Annotated in this window: 15 protein-coding genes; 7 read left to right on the top strand and 8 right to left on the bottom strand. The window is 38.9% G+C overall.

All coding sequences use genetic code 11. From position 1 onward, the window contains the following. Window positions 1–3 precede the first annotated feature (3 nt). The gene (gene phoB / locus J536_RS07715; RefSeq protein ID WP_000650776.1) at window positions 4–714 is read right to left on the bottom strand and encodes a phosphate regulon transcriptional regulator PhoB; all 711 of its coding nucleotides are present in this window, start codon (window positions 712–714) and stop codon (window positions 4–6) included. 253 nt (window positions 715–967) lie between these two features. Then, window positions 968–1,639 (bottom strand): TetR/AcrR family transcriptional regulator, encoded by a 672-nt coding sequence (locus tag J536_RS07710; RefSeq protein ID WP_000224580.1) that lies wholly within the window; start codon window positions 1,637–1,639, stop codon window positions 968–970. Window positions 1,640–1,849: 210 nt separating this feature from the next. Here J536_RS07710 and J536_RS07705 point away from each other — a divergent pair, with 210 nt between their 5' ends. After that, the gene (locus J536_RS07705; protein WP_002121857.1) at window positions 1,850–2,683 is read left to right on the top strand and encodes an SDR family NAD(P)-dependent oxidoreductase; all 834 of its coding nucleotides are present in this window, start codon (window positions 1,850–1,852) and stop codon (window positions 2,681–2,683) included. Between the two features lie 57 nt (window positions 2,684–2,740). Here J536_RS07705 and J536_RS07700 read toward each other — a convergent pair whose 3' ends face one another. The 5 genes from J536_RS07700 to J536_RS07680 form a co-directional block, all read right to left on the bottom strand. Then, a complete protein-coding gene (locus tag J536_RS07700; RefSeq protein ID WP_017387596.1) occupies window positions 2,741–4,108 on the bottom strand; it encodes an MATE family efflux transporter in 1,368 nt (455 codons plus the stop codon). 106 nt (window positions 4,109–4,214) lie between these two features. Further along, a complete protein-coding gene (locus J536_RS07695; RefSeq protein ID WP_032013090.1) occupies window positions 4,215–5,369 on the bottom strand; it encodes a pyridoxal phosphate-dependent aminotransferase in 1,155 nt (384 codons plus the stop codon). Window positions 5,370–5,397: 28 nt separating this feature from the next. Beyond that, complete coding sequence (locus tag J536_RS07690) at window positions 5,398–6,708, bottom strand: DUF445 domain-containing protein (protein WP_017387594.1); 1,311 nt, start codon at window positions 6,706–6,708, stop codon at window positions 5,398–5,400. Between the two features lie 13 nt (window positions 6,709–6,721). Next, window positions 6,722–7,285, bottom strand: a complete 564-nt coding sequence (locus J536_RS07685) for a CC0125/CC1285 family lipoprotein (protein WP_005066722.1) — start codon at window positions 7,283–7,285, stop codon at window positions 6,722–6,724. Between the two features lie 59 nt (window positions 7,286–7,344). Next, on the bottom strand, window positions 7,345–7,884 hold the full coding sequence (locus J536_RS07680) for a DUF924 family protein (RefSeq protein WP_002121850.1): 540 nt from the start codon (window positions 7,882–7,884) through the stop codon (window positions 7,345–7,347). Between the two features lie 168 nt (window positions 7,885–8,052). Here J536_RS07680 and gshA point away from each other — a divergent pair, with 168 nt between their 5' ends. The 5 genes from gshA to J536_RS25975 all read left to right on the top strand — a co-directional run bounded on the left by gshA (window position 8,053) and on the right by J536_RS25975 (window position 15,348). Beyond that, on the top strand, window positions 8,053–9,630 hold the full coding sequence (gshA, locus tag J536_RS07675; RefSeq protein WP_005066727.1) for a glutamate--cysteine ligase: 1,578 nt from the start codon (window positions 8,053–8,055) through the stop codon (window positions 9,628–9,630). A gap of 16 nt (window positions 9,631–9,646) precedes the next feature. Further along, window positions 9,647–10,168, top strand: a complete 522-nt coding sequence (locus J536_RS07670; RefSeq protein WP_002121896.1) for a disulfide bond formation protein B — start codon at window positions 9,647–9,649, stop codon at window positions 10,166–10,168. A gap of 158 nt (window positions 10,169–10,326) precedes the next feature. After that, the gene (locus J536_RS07665; RefSeq protein ID WP_032057111.1) at window positions 10,327–13,203 is read left to right on the top strand and encodes a type VI secretion system Vgr family protein; all 2,877 of its coding nucleotides are present in this window, start codon (window positions 10,327–10,329) and stop codon (window positions 13,201–13,203) included. Between the two features lie 3 nt (window positions 13,204–13,206). Further along, window positions 13,207–14,805 carry a glycoside hydrolase family 19 protein gene (locus J536_RS07660; protein WP_032057109.1) on the top strand — a complete coding sequence of 533 codons (1,599 nt, stop codon included), beginning with the start codon at window positions 13,207–13,209 and terminating at the stop codon, window positions 14,803–14,805. A 15-nt stretch (window positions 14,806–14,820) separates the two neighbouring features. Next, the gene (locus tag J536_RS25975) at window positions 14,821–15,348 is read left to right on the top strand and encodes a hypothetical protein (RefSeq protein ID WP_032062531.1); all 528 of its coding nucleotides are present in this window, start codon (window positions 14,821–14,823) and stop codon (window positions 15,346–15,348) included. Between the two features lie 55 nt (window positions 15,349–15,403). On the opposite strand, the gene J536_RS07650 is transcribed toward J536_RS25975, so the two are convergent. Next, window positions 15,404–16,747 (bottom strand): hypothetical protein, encoded by a 1,344-nt coding sequence (locus tag J536_RS07650; protein ID WP_032057108.1) that lies wholly within the window; start codon window positions 16,745–16,747, stop codon window positions 15,404–15,406. A 211-nt stretch (window positions 16,748–16,958) separates the two neighbouring features. Between J536_RS07650 and J536_RS07645 the strand changes: the two genes are divergently transcribed. Then, on the top strand, window positions 16,959–17,540 hold the full coding sequence (locus tag J536_RS07645; protein WP_017387585.1) for a YqiA/YcfP family alpha/beta fold hydrolase: 582 nt from the start codon (window positions 16,959–16,961) through the stop codon (window positions 17,538–17,540). Window positions 17,541–17,550 lie beyond the last annotated feature (10 nt).

Raw genomic sequence — 17,550 nt, 5'->3', positions numbered from 1 at the left:
TGGTTAACCTGCGGCTAAATCTGCACGTGTTGAGAAACGGTAGCCAGTTCCACGTACAGTCTGAACAAATCGGTCAACACCAAAAGGTTCTAACACTTTACGTAAACGACGGATATGCACATCGATAGTGCGGTCTTCAATATATACATTACCGCCCCATACCTGATCGAGCAACTGGGCACGCGTATAGGCACGTTCTGGATGGGTCATAAAAAACGCAAGTAAGCGATATTCAGTTGGGCCCATATCTAAAATACTGTTACCAAAGCTAACACGCTGGCTTACAGGATCAAGAATTAAACCATTGGCATCAATTGTTTTTTCACCACTTAATGCATTCGCGCGGCGCAGAACTGCCTTAATACGTGAAACCAGTTCACGTGTTGAGAAAGGCTTCGTCATGTAATCATCTGCACCCGCATCAAGACCTTGTACTTTATGGTCTTCTTCTCCGCGAGCGGTCAGCATAATCACTGGAATTTCTGCTAAATTCTCATCGCGTTTTAAGCGGCGACATAAATCGACACCACTTACACCTCCAGGTAACATCCAATCAAGCAAGATAAGCGCCGGACGTTGGTCGACGATAATTTGATGAGCCTGTTTGGCATCTTCTGCCTGTAAACACTGAAAACCTGCCATGTCCAAAGAAGTATGGATCATTTCACGAATAGGAAGCTCATCATCGACAATTAAAATATAGTCATCTTTCACAACGCAATATCCTATAGATTTAACGGTGAACCGTTTTGTAGTTATGACAGGCTTATTACAAAGATTAATTATGACAATTTCATTGCAGAAAAGTCTATAAAAATGAATTTAGCAATAATTTGTGACAAAACTAAGGCAAAGGTATGACCAAATTATGACATCTAAGCCTCAAACTTTCTAAAATCATTCAATAGGTTATCACCTTAATTGCTTAGCTATTTTTTCACATTTTGGCTGTCAAAAAACTTTAATATTATTTTGAAACTTGAGCTAATAAAGATAAGAAAACGATACGGCACGCAGTTAAAACCTGCTCAAGAGACTGCTCAAACCCTCCCATCACCCATCGAATTGCAATTTGAGTGACATATCCATTTAAACCCGTTGCGATTAAAGAGAGCTCATTTTCATGGTGTTGAATTTGGGGCATGGTCAGCATAACGAAGGCTTGAATCATGCGATCAAATTGCGCAAGTGTTTCTTGAATGGTGGCCTGATTATGTAATTCTTGCACCAGAACTGCATCGACATAGACAATACGAGCTAATCTCGGGTCATCTTTTAATGTTGTCAGCAGCGCTCTCAAACCCGCATCGACCATTTTTTCTGGATCGGGTGCAGCTTTAATCACGGCTTGCATCAGATTTTGCTGTAATTCTTCAATCATTTTTAAAAAGATGGTTTGGAATAAATCTTCACTCTTTTTAAATGATTCATAAAAATAACGTTCGGTGAGTTTAGCTTCTTGGCAGACATCTTTTACCGTCACTGAAAAAAAACCAAGGGTTCCGTAGGTTGCAATACCCGCTTCAATCAGTTTTTCGCGGCGTGCTTCTTTACGTTCAGATAGAGATAACCCTTTGAACTGACGTTCTTTACTCACACTTTTTGTTTTCTTTTTACTGGTTGAGTCGTTAGTCGCCATAAATAAATTTTTTCCTAAAGAATGGTTTCCTAATTTATAGGTTTTGGCCAAATATGCTCACTATGATAAAGCCCTCAGCAGAATTGTGCCATTCTATCTGAAATTACAGTGTACTATATTGACAATGTGTATTGTCAAAATTATATTGAAGGTGTCTAAAGTGCACATGCAATGAACCGATTGTGCAAATCGAAAAACAAAGGATGGACAATGAAAAATTTTAAAAACAAAGTCGCTGCAATTACGGGCGCGGGTTCTGGCATTGGGCAACAGTTAGCAATTCTTTTGGCAAAACAGGGTTGCCATCTTTCGTTGAGTGATATTAATGAAAAAGGATTACAACAAACTGTCGAGCTTTTAAAGCCTTACAGCAATATTACTGTTACCACTAAAAAGCTTGATGTGTCTGACCGTGAAGCGGTAAAGCAGTGGGCGCAAGAAACAGTACAAGATCACGGTTCTGTTAACCTGATTTTTAACAATGCTGGCGTTGCGTTAGGTTCGACTGTCGAAGGCGCGACCTATGAAGATTTAGAGTGGATTGTTGGGATTAATTTCTGGGGCGTCGTATACGGTACTAAAGAATTTTTACCGTTCATTAAGCAAACTCAAGATGGACACATTATTAACATCTCGAGCTTATTTGGTCTGACTGCCCAACCTACACAGTCTGGCTATAATGCAACCAAATTTGCTGTGCGTGGCTTTACCGAATCATTACGCCAAGAGTTAGATATTGAAAAAAGTGGCGTGAGTTCTTTGTGCGTACATCCAGGGGGAATTCGCACCAATATTGCTAAAGCTGCAAAAATGAGTGATAGCTTGAGTACTTTAGGTATGGACCCAGCTAAATCGATTCAAAACTTTGATAAGTTCTTACGTACCCCACCAGAAGAAGCGGCTCGTCAAATCTTGGATGCCGTTTTGAAAAATAAACGCCGTTTATTGATTGGTAGTGATGCAAAATTTCTTGATGCATTACAGCGTTTGTTCCCAACAGGATATCAACGCGCTTCAACCGTTGTGACCAAATGGATGAAATAAGATTTAAATTAAAAAAAGCCATCAAATGATGGCTTTTTTTATGTGGCTTGGATGGTTCTAAATAAGAACTTTGATCGTCTTTTTCTTCCAGATAAATTGATAATACAAGCCTTGAATAATACATAAACTCACAAATGCCAAGGCATAGGCAACCCAAATGCCTTTAAGTCCCCACATTGAGCTAAACCAGTAAGCGCATGGAATTTCAATAAATAAAATGGCAGAGATATTAATCAGCATTGGAACAGTCACGGTGCCGCTCGCACGCATGATAGAGGCAAAAATGGCACCTGCGCCAAAGAATAAAATCGCCCAAAGTACAATAAATAAAAGCTGTTGACCTAACACCACCACAGTTGGGTCGGTAATAAACAAAGCCATTAAATATTTTGAAAATAGATAACCAAGTGCAATTAAGGCACCTGTAAATAAAAAGTTCATTCCCAGAGCCGTACGGGTTACTCGCGCTAATAGATCTGATTTACCCGCACCAATCGCTTGCGCTGCAAAAATTGAGGCTGCTATGGAGATCGAAATCGCTGGAAACTGAATGTAGTTGAGTACCTGATTCACTGCACCATACGCTGCTGTAGCATGTGAACCATAATGGTTAACCAACCCAACAATAACTAAACCCGCCATTGAGGTCGTAATCATTTGAATACCCGTTGGGACGCCTAAGCGTAAAATAATTTTGCTTAGTTCTGGATTATGACGGATATGTTGCAGAAGTTGACGATTCGGCCGAAGTGAATGATTTTTCTTGTTAAGATAAATCGCGAGAAAAATTAATATTGCGATATAACTAATAATTGATGCTATAGCAGGAGCAATAATCCCTAGGGCAGGAAAGCCAAAATAACCTTTGAGAAGAATTGGTGTAATAATTACACCGATGACACTGGTTAAAGCTAGAGCCAGTAAAGGGGTCGTACTGTCTCCCACACCACGTAAAATTGAGGTATAGATAATATAAACGAACAGAAGTGGACTACCCGCCAACATCCATTGTACATAAGGCAAAGCAAGATGCATTACCTTGGGATCTGTACCTAAAAGCTCCAAAATATCATGGGCGAAAAACACACCAAGAATCGCGGTAATAATTCCACCAATGATGGTCATAAACAGGGTAGAACCGACCACACTTTGGACTTTCTCTATATTTTGCGCACCCCATGCTTGCCCTACTAAAACAGTAGTACCCGTTGAAATCCCAATAATAAAAGCGAGTAGCAAAAATAAGATAGGGAAATATACAGAAACTGCCGCAATTGCATCTACTCCCATCATTTGACCAACAAAGATGGTGTTAATAGTTCCCGACAAGTTCTGCAAAATATTGGTTGCAATCAAGGGTAGCAAGAAAACAAAAAATGTTTTCCATAGATTTTGCTGTTGAATTAAGGACTGTCTTGGTGGCATGTATTCTCCATCGCCCATCTCTTTGTTGAGTTGGGCGGATATTCAACTTAGCATATTTGGAGTGAATGACTTGTAGTATTTTTACAGTGCTAAGTGGCTAAATTTATTAACATTGATTCAGAATTTCTCCTGCTTTTTGCAGAGTCTCATCATTTTTAGCAAAGCAGAATCGAATCAAGCGTAAAGACTCAGGCGCTTGCTGGTAGAAAACCGAAACTGGAATTGCCACAATCTTGTGTTGCTCGGCAAGAAACTGGCACATTTCCACATCGTTTAAGTCGGGACGAATTTGACTATAATCAAGATTTTGGAAATAAGTACCTTGAGAAGGTTTAAGTAAAAAACGACTATTGAGAATTGCCTGATTAAATCGATCTCTTTTCGTTTGGTAAAACTGAGAAAGCTCTTGAATATGTTCTGGATGTTGCTCCATATATTGCGCTAGAGCAATCTGACAAGGGGTCGTACCACAGAAATTCGCATATTGATAAATCTGGCGGAATAAACGCATCAGCTCAGGTGAAGCGACGCAGTAACCCGTTTTCCATCCCGTCACATGAAAGGTTTTTCCAAAAGAACCAATCACAAAACTACGCTCTCTGAGCTCTGGAAAATGCAATGCGCTAAAGTGTTGTTGACCATCAAAAACTAAGTGTTCATAGACCTCATCGGATAAAACCAGAATATTTTTATCTTGAATCAGTTCAATGAGTTCTAACCAGTCTTGTTTTGCCCAGATCGTACCGGTTGGATTATGGGGCGTATTCACCACAATCATACGGGTTTTGTCATTAATCAAATCTTTAACTTGTTGCCAGTTCACCTTAAAGTCAGGTGCTTGCAGGGCAATATGAACCGCTTTGCCGCCTGCTAACTCGACAGAAGGGCCATAGCTATCATAACTTGGGTCAAAAATAATGACTTCATCACCTGCATTGATGCAGGCTTGTATGGCACAAAAAATTGCAATGGTTGCGCCAGGAGTAATCGTGATTTGAGTAACCGGATCAAGTTGAATTTGATCACGTTGCTGAAATTGTAAAGCGAGTTGCTCCCGTAAACCGAGAATACCATCGCCAGGCGGGTACTGATTATGTCCAGCTAAAGTCGCTTGAGATAAGGCTTCAAGTAAGGCTTGTGGCGCCGGAAAATCTGGAAATCCTTGTGACAGGTTGAGTGCACCTAGACGATGTGCCAGTGCCGTCATGGTACTAAAAATAGTCACGCCTTGAGTGGCCAATTTTGACTGTAGCTGAAGCATATTGTTCTCTTATTAAAAATATTTAAAGTTATAAAATTGATTCAATCACTGCCCGAATTACACCAAGTGTCAAACCAATAAATGCACCCACTACAACACCATTTACTCGGATCATGTGCAAGTCGCCACCGACTTCATTTTCAATTTTCCCGATCATTTCACGTGAATCCCATTCATGAATGCGTTCACTCACATAGCGTATGATTTTATGGCTATATTGATCCGTAAAATTCATGGCAAGTCCTGTCATTTCTTTGTTGAGAACTTCACGTACTTTTACATTTTGAACGAGATTTTCACCCAACTGCTGAATCGCAGCTCGCAGGTTCATTGCAATGCCAGAGTCTTCTTTCATTAAATCTTCTTTAATGGCATCACACAAAATAGTGACAGCACCACTAATAAAATTTAGAACTTGAGGACTATCAAGGAGAGCATCTTTACCGCTGTTAAGGCGTTGACTGGCAACACTATCGGGTTTCGCTAGCTCTAGCATGAGTGAATGTGCAATTGTTTCAATTTCTTGTCGCCATGGGTGTTCATGGTCGGCCAGCATTGATTCTACTTTTTCAACCAATGAGTCGATGGTACGTTGTTGAACATCAATTCCAATCCAGCTTGCGCCTCTTGCAAGTGACCAGACACCCAGTGCTTTAAACATTTTTCGGGTTAATTCACGGGTTTTATCTGGGTTTTGTACCACCCACTCATGGGCAATATCTAGACCACGTTGTAAAACATCTTGGTGGAAATCATTTTCCAAGACTGCACGTAGCATTTCACTGGCGAGTTTGTTGACTTGGGTATTACGTACCCATTGCACGCTGTTGTTTTGCACGAAATTAGCAATTTGCTCTTGGCTCACAAATTCAAAAATTTTCGGTACAGTTTGCTGAATGAGCTGCACCACTTGCGTATTGTTTTGCGGACTTGCCAACCATTGACCAATTGCGAGGCTTAAGTCTGTTTTTTCTAAGCTTTTTTCGACCACTTGAGGCGAAAGAAAATTTTCCTGTACAAAACGGCCCATCGACTCTGCAATCCGTGCCTTGTTACGCGGAATAATCTCGGTATGGTCACGTAAAAACTTAGGAATTGGTAACTTACCAAAAGGGTTCCGAAACAGAACTGTAATCGCGTACCAATCGGCTAGACCACCAACTACGCCGGCTTCGGCCCCTAGCATCAAAATATGAATAAAACCTGTGTATTCTGGCAGAAAACGGTCGGCTACCATCAGTGCAATCCACAGCACCACGACGATGATCAGCGCTAGGGTAGCAAAATATTTACTACGTTTAAGACTGGGCACGTGGTGAACTTCTTCTGCCATGCTCATAAATTTATCCTATTCATTTTTGTTTTACTGGAGGCTCGGGTGGTGGCAACAGCGCTCCTGTCGGACTCAATCCATATTTTTGTCCGATTGATTTCAAGATCAAGGTTGCATCAAAAGCGTCTTGAGGAGCTTGCTTTTGATCCCGATAACATTCAATAGTATACGACACTTGAACAGGGTCGATATTGACCACTTGTGGGAAATCATAGAACGGATCATGCCAGAAACCCGGATAGCGACGACCATAGCCATAAGGATAAAAGCTTGGAGCAGATGGATAAACCACAGCCTGACGTGGTGGTTTCTGACTTTGGTTACTTGGGTCATTCAGTACTTTAAAAAAGCGGAAACCTTTTTGTACGGTCGTTTGCGCTGATTTTACCAAAGTGATTTCTTCAGCTGCACCGTAACTCATATTCGGATCGGCTTGAAAACTAATACGAAACGTTTGCGCATTTAAAGGGTATGCGGAAAACTGGCCAAGTTGATCAAAGGTTTTTGGTTTACTTGGAGTCGTTGCACAAGCAGTTAAGGTTAAGGCAGCGCCTAAGGCTAAACAAAGAGAGAGATATTTCATGGTGAACTCCCAGCTGAGCATTAAAACAAAGATGACTCAGCATTAAAAATTAAGAAGCTTTAAAAACTACTGTTCGGTTCTAATAAAAATTCGGTTTCCTCTGGAGTAGAAACACGTCCGAGAATGGTATTGCGATGAGGATAGCGTCCAAAGCGATCAATAATGACTTTATGCTTTTTCTCAAAGCTTAAGTTAATTTCATTGCCAAGACGTTGAAATAATTTTAAGGCAAATTCATGGATCAATTTTGATTCACTATGCATAAACGGCATATATAAAAAAGAGCGTTGCTCTGGATTAAGCTGTGCATCGAGTTGCAAACTAATTGCTTCTTGTGCCAAAGCTAATGCCAAGCTGTCATAGGCAAAAGATTGGGGCTGATCACGATAGATGTTGCGAGAAAACTGGTCTAGTACAATAATCTCTGCCAAACGACCTTCTGCTGTTTTTCGCCAAGACCAGAGTTCTGCTTGAGTTGCCTGTCGATGAACATCAGAAAAATTTTCACGGATTTTTTTGTCAAAATCATCACTTTTTGCAAACCAAAGTGAACGGTGTTCAGGAGAAAACCAGAAGTTTAAAATGTCTTGTTCGTTCATGATATTGACAACTCTTTAGCAATTATTCTTCAATAAAATCACAATTCTTTCGTGTCTTAAATAACAAGATTGTGATAAAAATTGCCAAACTGGAATGATGTGATTATATAAGTAACCGTATCATCTCACGATTTTGTATATAGTGATCTTTAATAAGCGAGCAAATGCATGAGTCAACCCACTACACCATCTCAATCAGTTATTCCTGCTTGGGTGGATTCGTCGCTACTACAAGGCATGTTACGTGGAATAGAGCGTGAAAGCCTACGTATGCAAAGTAATGGGTTCTTATCACAAGAGTTACATCCGAAGGCACTAGGTTCGGCGTTAACACATCCAAAAATTACGACTGATTATTCAGAAGCGTTGATGGAGTTTATTACCTCACCTAAGCCAACGATTGAAGAAGCTCTGCATGAGCTCACCGATATTCATGCGGTTGTGCATCGTCATTTAGAAAATGGTGAAAAACTCTGGCCGCTGTCTATGCCATGTATGTTAGACGACAATGAAGAACGCATTCGTCTAGCGCAATATGGCACTTCTAATATTGGCCGTTTTAAAACACTATATCGCCGTGGGTTAGGAATTCGATATGGTCGTCGTATGCAGACCATTTCAGGGGTGCATTACAACTTATCTTTCCCAGATACACTTTTTGCTGAGCTGCAAGCTCATGAAACTGACGAACAATTAAAATCATTAAGTTTGCAGGATTACCGTAGCCATCGTTATTTTGGCCTTATTCGTAATTTTATTCGTTTAACACCATTGGTCATGTTCTTGGTGGGCGCGAGTCCAACGGTATGTCGTTGTTTCTTGACCGGACACAAACATCATTTGTTGCCTTTAATCAAAGGTTCATACTATTTACCGTATGCTACAGCACTCCGTATGGGGCGATTGGGCTATCAAAACTCAGCACAAAAAAGCTTAGGTATTCATTACAACAATTTGTCTGGCTATCTGGATGGTTTACAAAAAGCCGTTCATTCTCCTTACCCACCATTTAGCCGTTTAGGGTTAAATGATGCATCTGGTGAGCCGTTGCAAATTAATGATCATGTTTTGCAGATCGAGAATGAATATTACAGTCTAGTACGTCCAAAACAGGTGCCTCAAGCAGGTGAAACACCGTCTCAAGCTTTAAAAAATCGAGGCGTTGGTTATGTGGAGTTACGTGCTGTAGATGTAAATCCATACTCGGCAATTGGTGTTGATGAAACGACAGCAGGCTTTCTTGAAGTGTTAGCACTTTATTGTCTGTTAAGTGATAGCCCAGACTTATTATGTCCTGAGCAAGACTTGGTTGAGAAAAATCAGACAGAGGTGGTCAACCGAGGTCGAGCGCCAAACGCAACCATTACAGATTTAACTGGGTCGTATCACATCGAAGATTGGGCACGTTTATATATTGCAAAAATGCAAGATTGTGCACAATTACTCGATCAGACGTATGCAACCGACTTGTATGGTTCAGCTTTGGCGGTTATGCAAGCACGAATTGATGAAGTTGATGAAACTTTATCTGCCCATGTCATTGACGATACGTTAAAGCATGGTGGAACTTGGAGTTTTGGTAGCCACATGGCTCAGTTACATGCTGAAAGTTATGAACAGCATGAGCTTAGTGTGGAAACTTTGAAACATTTTGAACAGTTGGCTGCGCAATCTTTACAGCAGCAAGAAAAACTTGAGCAAGATACCAAGATCAGTTTTGATCAATATCTTGAACAATATCGATAATAAAACGAGGTTTTACATGCGATTAAGTTACCGTTTGGTGAGTGGACTACTTGTTTTAGCAAGTATAGTCGGCATGTCTTTTGCGTTGTATCTGGAACATGTAAAAGGTTTAGAGCCATGTCCGCTCTGTATTTTTCAACGTGTTGGCTTAATGGCGATGGGCCTTGTAGCACTCATAGCCTTTTTGCATAACCCAGTTTCCAATGCGGTTAAACGTTTTTATGCATTTTTAGCAGGCATCGCAATTTTATGGTCAGTGGGTGTAGCAGGACGTCATGTCTGGTTGCAACATTTACCACCAGATCAAGTACCAAGCTGTGGCCCGGGTTTAAATTATCTAATTGATGCCTTACCAATGAAAACGGTTTTACAAGAAGTATTGTCGGGTTCAGGTGAATGTGCAGCAATTGATTGGACCTTTTTAGGTCAATCTTTACCAGTTTGGTCATTGGTCTATTTCCTCTTACTATTACTGGTCTGTTTATGGCAGTTATTCCGTTTTTATCCAGTATTTAAGACAACCAAAAAAAGAGCTTAAAGCTCTATCAAAAAGCCCAACACTATGTTGGGCTTTTTATTGCTTGGGAATAGGTCAAAATATAAAAAAACGAATTAAAAAAAAGCATAATCATGTAGACAGATAGTTCTGTTTTTTATAAAGTGCAGCCGTTTATATATCCTTATGATTATAAAAAAATGCTTTTTAATATCTTTAATGTTTTGGAAAAAATAGGGTTAAGTGCGCAGAAACGTGCCGTCCATGTGCAATTTTCTAATGAACTACTCAATAGCCAAGTTTTTTTACAACGTATAGAAGGCCAACATCAGCTAAATGGGGGATTGGAAGCTGAGTTGATCTGCCTTTCAACGAGTGCCCAAATTGCATTGAAGCAGTTTATAGGTGTGCAAGTTGCCGTTGATCAGGTCACTGATTCTGGACAATTGTTCCGAACTACAGGAATTGTGACAGAAGCGAGTTATGGCCAGAGTGACGGTGCTTTAACGCTTTATAAACTCACCTTAAAAGACGCGACAAACTTATGGCACAAGCGCCGTAATAGTCGTGTTTTTATGAATAAAAGCATTATTGAAGTCACGGAAGTTCTATTTAAAGAATGGCAAGAAAGAAGTCCACTTTTTGCGACAAGTTTAAGTCTCGACCTCAGTGGGTTAAGCCAGAGTTATGATATTCGCCCATTTATCATGCAGCACAATGAATCTGATTATGACTTTCTTACACGCTTATGGCGAAGTGAAGGCGTTAGCTGGCTAATTGATGAAGCAGAGCTTTTTGTTCCTCACTTTACTGCACCTATACAACCTCAAAAACTAAGACTCATTGATGATAATAGCCAGTACCAAGCTTTAGCACGTCGTAGTATTCGCTATCACAGAAGTAGTGCAACAGAATATCAAGATAGCATTACTGGTTTTGTTGCAGTGCGGACTTTACAGCCGACTGCTGTACATGTGCAGCGTTGGCAACCTGATGCTCTAGCACATGAAGAAGGTGTAGGTTCAGTTATCACTACACACCTACATTCTGAGCAGTTTGATTCAGCGAGTTTGAGTCTTGAAGAAGCATGGCATCTTAGTCCTGCTTGGATGCAAGATTTGAAAGGGGAAGATCAGGCCACTGCTTCAAGTAGTAATCAGCTAGAGAAATTAAATCAGCACTTCACTGACATGTATGCGAGTCAGGCCAAATACTTTAAGGCCTATAGTAGTGTCCGTGATAGCCAAGTTGGTTATTGGTTTAACCTACAGGAGCATCCTGAAATTGATCAGCATGAAGGGGCTGATCAAGAGTTCCTCATCATTGCTAAAAATTTTTATAACCAAAATAACTTACCAAAAGATTTACATCAGCAAGTTAGCCAGTTGTTAACCCAAAGTCGTTGGGATAAACATGGTTATGATGATATTGAGCGCCAAGGTAATGAGCTGACCCTAATACGCCGTCAGATCAAGACGGCACCTGAATATAATCCAGAACAGCATCGCCCAATTGCTTACCCGCAAAGAGCCAAAGTCGTGGGGCCAGAGGGAGAGACTATTCATGTTGATGAATGGGGGCGCATTAAGGTGCGTTTTCTATTTACCCGTAGTGATGATCATGGGCATGACGGTGGCGCGGGTAGCAATGACAATGATACCGACTCAGCTTGGGTGGATGTACTGACTCCTTGGGCAGGCGAAGGCTATGGAGCACGTTTCTTACCACGTATTGGTGAAGTGGTGGTCATTGACTTCTTTGATGGCAATATTGACCGTCCATTTGTGACTGGACGCATTCATGAAGCACAGCGCTCACCAACCAAGTTCGATGTGAAAGGGCAGCTTCCTGATACTAAAAAACTAAGCGGAATTCGCAGTCAGGAAATCAGTGGTAGTGGTTTTAACCAATTACGCTTTGATGACACAACGGGACAAATTAGTACCCAATTACAAAGTAGTCATGCAGCAACACAGCTGAATTTGGGTAATTTAAGCCATCCGAAAGAACAAGCGACGAGTCAGGGTCGTGGAGAAGGCTTTGAGCTAAGAACAGATGCTTGGGGAGCTGTGCGTGCAGGTAAAGGCATGCTCATTAGTACCTATGCACAAGAGCAAGCTCAAGGACTTCACCTTGATGCGAATGAATCCAAACAGCAGCTTGAAGGCGGGTTAAACAACAGCAAAGCTCTAAGTGAACTTGCAAAAAATCAGCAAACAGATCCATTGGAAGTTCTTGATCATTTAAAAACCTTTTTAGATCAGATTGAACAGCGAGACAGAGATAAAGCTGCTGCATTTAAACAAGCGATTATGGTGTTAAGTGCACCAAATAGTATGGCCCTTACTAGTAATGAAAATATCCATCTGAGTGCAGATGGACATATTAGCCAAACTGCTGGTGATAGTATTAACCTGAGTACTCAAAAGAATTTTATTGCTCATGCCCAGAATAAGATAAGTTTTTTTGCAGCTCAAAATGGAGCAAGAATGTATGCAGGTAAGGGCAGAATTGAGTTACAAGCACAAAGTGATGGTACAGATATCATTGCACGAAAAGGGATACAGATTATTTCAACAGAAGATAGAATCGAAATAACTAGCCCAAAAGAAATTATACTCACTGCGGACGGTTCACAACTCAAGATTAATAGTTCGGGTATTTTCCCTGTAACTGGGGGCAAGCTTGAGGTTAAAGCAGGTCAGCATTTATTTATGAGCGGTGCAAATATTGTTGTTCCCAAGATAAGCTTACCTACTATAAAAACACCTTATAGTAATAAAATTAACTATAATTGGAATATAAATTCGGAAGATAAAAAAGAACTATTTATTATAAATAAAAAGAACAATAGCCTTATAAAAACCCATAAAAATAAGCTTGATAAGAATAATAATTTAAGTTCATTACGGTTTTATACACCAGAAGAAGCAGACTTTACTGCAATGATTTTTAATTCAGATTATATTCAGTTAAAGCAAAATATGCCTGATAGTGAAAATATTGATGAGCTTTTAGAGGAAACACTTTTGTATGACGAAGAAAATGATGACGTCTATACAGAAGAGGAGTTTTGATTAATGAGTAAATTAGTCACTATTACTTCTAAGTTTTATGATAAGTCTGGAAAGCAGATTATTAACTTAAATGTACAATCTAGATATAAAGATTCATTAAATGCTAATAGCCAAAAAACTGATAAACTCGGTCTTTTTGTATTTCAGGCTTCACCAAATAGAACTGTTGAGATATTAGCAAAGCCTCCTAATCAAAAAGATTATACAGTATTTAAAACGATAAACTCTTCTATTCATTCCTCAGAAAAAAATCCTATTAAAGTTCAGTTGCCAAAAACAATTGATGAATATAAACAAGTAAAGCAATCCAGCTCAACCAAAGGAATCGTAAGTACTTTTTTTAAAATTGTTGATATGAATGGAAAAGTTATGAAAAACTTTCCTATTCAATCACGACCAAAAGGTAAAGGAAATTCGCCCGATAAATATACAAATGATGAAGGCATAGTAGAAGTACGCTCATCACCTAATAGAGACATAGAGGTCTTAGTATTAACATCAAATGATACATTTTTTTTAAAAAGTTCAATAAATTCTGCTAATGGCAGTTCACAACCAATTTTTATTAAATTAGATGAGCCTTATGAAAAATTTAAAAGTGCATCTACGATTAAAATTTTAGATCGAGATGGAAGTGACTACATTGTAGAAAAAACTAATGTGGAAATGTTAGTTGTTGAAAATGGTAAAAAACAGCTTTTTAGTATTTCGAATGGAAAATTACCATTACAAAGCATGGTAGGGCAGAAACTAGAATTTACGGTGTATAAGCCTGATGGTAAGCCTTTAAAGACACAAACCTATATGGCAACGCGAGTCAAAAACAACCCTGTTGAGTTTCATCTGGATGTAGATATAACAAAAGGCAGTACGGCACAGAATGATCCAGAGATTAATAAGAATGTTAAAGTTGATATATTAATTACAATGGACCAAATGAAAAAAATGTGGCCAAAAGCTTCAGCTACAAAAATTCAACCAATTTTAGATGAATTAAATAGCGATTTAACTGGCTACAAATTGGATACTAGATTGAGACAAGCCCATTTCATGGCTCAAGTTAGGCAAGAAGTTGGTAGCTCTTTTTCACTGAGAGAACAAGTGGAATATATGGGGCCAACGGCATTGAAACAAATTGGCTATTATAGAACTCATCATAAACAAGCAGATATTGATGGATATAAAAGAGGCCAAGGACCAGCAAATGGAGAAGTAATTGCTAATCGCATGTACGATGATAATTATCGTAGCGCTAAATATAAATTAGGTAATACTTCTCCTGGTGATGGTTGGAGGTATTTAGGCCGAGGACTAAAACAATTAACAGGAAAGAATAATTATCAAGATTTAACTAATATGTACTCAACTATATGGCCTGGAGAGAAAGTCGATTTTGTAAAGAATCCTGAATTAATTGAACAACCAAAATATGCGGTTAGATCTGCCATTAGATTCTGGTTGAAATTTAAGCTTTATGATGTTGCTGATAAGGGTGCTAATGGAGAACAGGTAGATGCCATAACAAAAGTAATTAATGAAGCTACAAATTCATATGCTGATCGACGAGCACATTTTGTTCAGGCAAGAAAGATTTTTATTTAATATAGTGTTTATGAAATGAAAAAATATTTTACTAGTATTCTGTTTATTATATCATCTCTAATATATTCTCAGAATTTATTTGCAAAGGATCAATGTAATATTGACCAACAAGTAAACTTAAATATATTTAAGAAAAATGATTATAAATTCTATAATTATATATGTGAATCTTCGGAAGGTTCATATCTTAAAGGTTATGTAGGAGATCAAGAAAAAAAAATATTTGTTGGTGATTATTCTGATTTTGCAGCTAAGGAAAGTCCTAAACTTTTAGCTGTCAGTATTTATAAATCAAATAAAAGAAAACCTCCTATATTAATTACCCTTAACTCATCATATTACTGTTGTACTCCACAAATTGAAGGTGAAATTTATCAAGTTAACCTATATCAAATTAGTAAAAATAAGACTTTAAATCTGAAAAATATAACAAATATATTAGGTAGTAATGCAGAGGGTTTTGAAGGGATTGCAGAAGGGAAAGTCTATTATAAATATAAAAATATTTCTGAGATTAAAAAATGGTTAGATAAAAATTATTAATAGATTTATGATTTTTAGAATAATTTAAAAAAACCCAACATAAGTTGGGCTTTTTTTACGTCTCTACAATTCCTTCTAAATCTTCGAGCTTATAGTTCGGCATATCAATAATATGAGTTTGAATACCTTCTTGGACGTAATCATTAATATGAGGATATAACCAACGAGTAATCTGTTCCGCAACACTTGAGTGATACTGAATTTCAAAGTGATTTAAGCCATAAAACACGGCTTTATGTGAATCTGGAACTTTAAGCTGAAAACGTGGATTAGGGTGTTCGCCTAGCGCGCTTTTTACACTCACTAAGTAGTCGCCAATTACGGTCAACGCTTTATTGCGCACCTTTTCAAATTCTAAGGTCCCTGCTACTAAAAAGGTGTTGATATGGGAAGGTAGTGGAGCAGGGGCGCGGTTATCATCCATCATACCAATACGGGCATCCATATGTTCCCAATCATCATCACGAACGCTGCCGTGGCGTAGATCTAAAATACCATTACTCCGAATATTAACCAGTTGACCGAGTAAGCCGACAAAAGGGAAAGCCCCAAGTTTATCTTGTATGGTAAAGCCAAAGCGCTCTAAAACTGCCCCATGATGTGGAGAGCCAATACAGACTAGATTCTCGACCATATGGATCCATTGATACATATTTTGTTTGCCATAAAACAAGGCACTACGGGAAACCAGTCCGCCCATACTATGGCCAATTATATCGATGCTGGTAATTCTTGGATTACGTTGGACCAAGTCTTCTAATAAGTTTGAAAAACTGCGTCCATTGGCTGAAATGCGTCGACCTGTGTTGTAATTTAAATACAACATGGTGTTATGGTCACGCTGCGCTAACAGGCGCTCACCAATGCCGCCATAGTGTGCATTTGACCAAGTCAGATGGTTCATACACAAACCATGAGCCAAAATCACAATACGGCCTGCAAGTTCGCCTTGTTGTATTGCACCATAGTGATCGTATAGCACCATGGGTAAGGCGAGGGGGCTATGCTGTTTAAGTAGATAATCCCCAAAAATCCCATTCAAAATGCCGACTAAAAAATGTAGGCTTGGGGTCAGTGGTTTTTCGTGAAGTGTAGGATATTTTTCAATAATATGACGTAAGCTTGGCGCTAAAAAACAACTCCCATATTTTTGTAAAGCGCCATAAGAAAACTGATATGCCTTTTGCACAAATGGTCGTTTTTGAAAGTTTTTAGCATTTTGTGTGCTCACACCAAAAGCATTTTTTAATACTTCAATATTAATAACTTGAATTAATTCATGTACACCATTTAAGCTGGTACTGAACAGTTGAGCTAAACCTTCTAATACGTCTGCCTGACTAGGTGGCGTACGATCCCATTTACAATAAGTTTCATGTAGTGGTGTTAAGCTCGGCATATCTTTTCCCCATATACGTTATAACCGACGTTTTAAGCTGTACTTTTTATCAACGGCAGCTAACGTTTCCATCTTAGTAGTTTAAATAACACATGTTTTTAAAATACTGATGAATGGTTAGTTGAGTGGTTTTTCTTGTCTGACAATAGTGTTTTTATATACAAACTGAGAACAAAAATGTGAGTTTATTCTCAATTTAGAGGGAAAATATATGAATATTATCTACCTCCATGGCTTTAATAGTAGCTCTCTTTCAATTAAAGGGCTGAGCCTTAAGCAGTATTGTAGCGAATTGGGCATAAATGTGCATTTGCCAGATTTAAACAGATCTCCTGATCTAGTGGTTGAGCAAGTTTCAGCGCTTATTGAATCGTTACAAGACGTGGCTTTAGTTGGTAGTAGCCTTGGCGGGTTTTTTGCGACATATTTTGTCGCAAAATATAATGTTCCAGCTGTACTGATTAACCCTGCTATGCAACCATGGAAACTGTTTGATGAGTTATTTCAAGTTGAAAGTATGCCCTATGTGGTGAATGATCAATGGTCAATTGACCATGTTCAGTTACGGCAGTTACAACAACTGGAACTGAAACAACCTGAAAATGCCGACAAAATACTCGTCTTATTGCAACAAGGCGACGAAATTTTGGATTATCGTCAAGCACAACGCTATTATAGTGCTGCAACGCCATCCTCATTGATTTTGACGGATGCTCATGGCAATCATGCTATGGAAGATTTTGAAGAAAAATTACCGTTAGTGATCGAATTCTTTGCGCACACCATCAAATAAGGAAAACGTA

The organism is Acinetobacter sp. 809848 (assembly GCF_000581275.1).
Taxonomy (GTDB): Bacteria; Pseudomonadota; Gammaproteobacteria; order Pseudomonadales; family Moraxellaceae; genus Acinetobacter; species Acinetobacter pittii.
This window is presented reverse-complemented; position numbering and strand designations above follow the sequence as displayed.

What these genes read in the sequence shown, in the direction of transcription:
- J536_RS07710 (WP_000224580.1), bottom strand. Translation starts at nt 1,639, where the DNA reads ATGGCGACTAACGACTCAACCAGTAAAAAGAAAACAAAAAGTGTGAGT.
- J536_RS07705 (WP_002121857.1), top strand. Translation starts at nt 1,850, where the DNA reads ATGAAAAATTTTAAAAACAAAGTCGCTGCAATTACGGGCGCGGGTTCT.
- J536_RS07700 (WP_017387596.1), bottom strand. Translation starts at nt 4,108, where the DNA reads ATGCCACCAAGACAGTCCTTAATTCAACAGCAAAATCTATGGAAAACA.
- J536_RS07695 (WP_032013090.1), bottom strand. Translation starts at nt 5,369, where the DNA reads ATGCTTCAGCTACAGTCAAAATTGGCCACTCAAGGCGTGACTATTTTT.
- J536_RS07690 (WP_017387594.1), bottom strand. Translation starts at nt 6,708, where the DNA reads ATGAGCATGGCAGAAGAAGTTCACCACGTGCCCAGTCTTAAACGTAGT.
- J536_RS07685 (WP_005066722.1), bottom strand. Translation starts at nt 7,285, where the DNA reads ATGAAATATCTCTCTCTTTGTTTAGCCTTAGGCGCTGCCTTAACCTTA.
- J536_RS07680 (WP_002121850.1), bottom strand. Translation starts at nt 7,884, where the DNA reads ATGAACGAACAAGACATTTTAAACTTCTGGTTTTCTCCTGAACACCGT.
- gshA (WP_005066727.1), top strand. Translation starts at nt 8,053, where the DNA reads ATGAGTCAACCCACTACACCATCTCAATCAGTTATTCCTGCTTGGGTG.
- J536_RS07670 (WP_002121896.1), top strand. Translation starts at nt 9,647, where the DNA reads ATGCGATTAAGTTACCGTTTGGTGAGTGGACTACTTGTTTTAGCAAGT.
- J536_RS07665 (WP_032057111.1), top strand. Translation starts at nt 10,327, where the DNA reads ATGCTTTTTAATATCTTTAATGTTTTGGAAAAAATAGGGTTAAGTGCG.
- J536_RS07660 (WP_032057109.1), top strand. Translation starts at nt 13,207, where the DNA reads ATGAGTAAATTAGTCACTATTACTTCTAAGTTTTATGATAAGTCTGGA.
- J536_RS25975 (WP_032062531.1), top strand. Translation starts at nt 14,821, where the DNA reads ATGAAAAAATATTTTACTAGTATTCTGTTTATTATATCATCTCTAATA.
- J536_RS07650 (WP_032057108.1), bottom strand. Translation starts at nt 16,747, where the DNA reads ATGCCGAGCTTAACACCACTACATGAAACTTATTGTAAATGGGATCGT.
- J536_RS07645 (WP_017387585.1), top strand. Translation starts at nt 16,959, where the DNA reads ATGAATATTATCTACCTCCATGGCTTTAATAGTAGCTCTCTTTCAATT.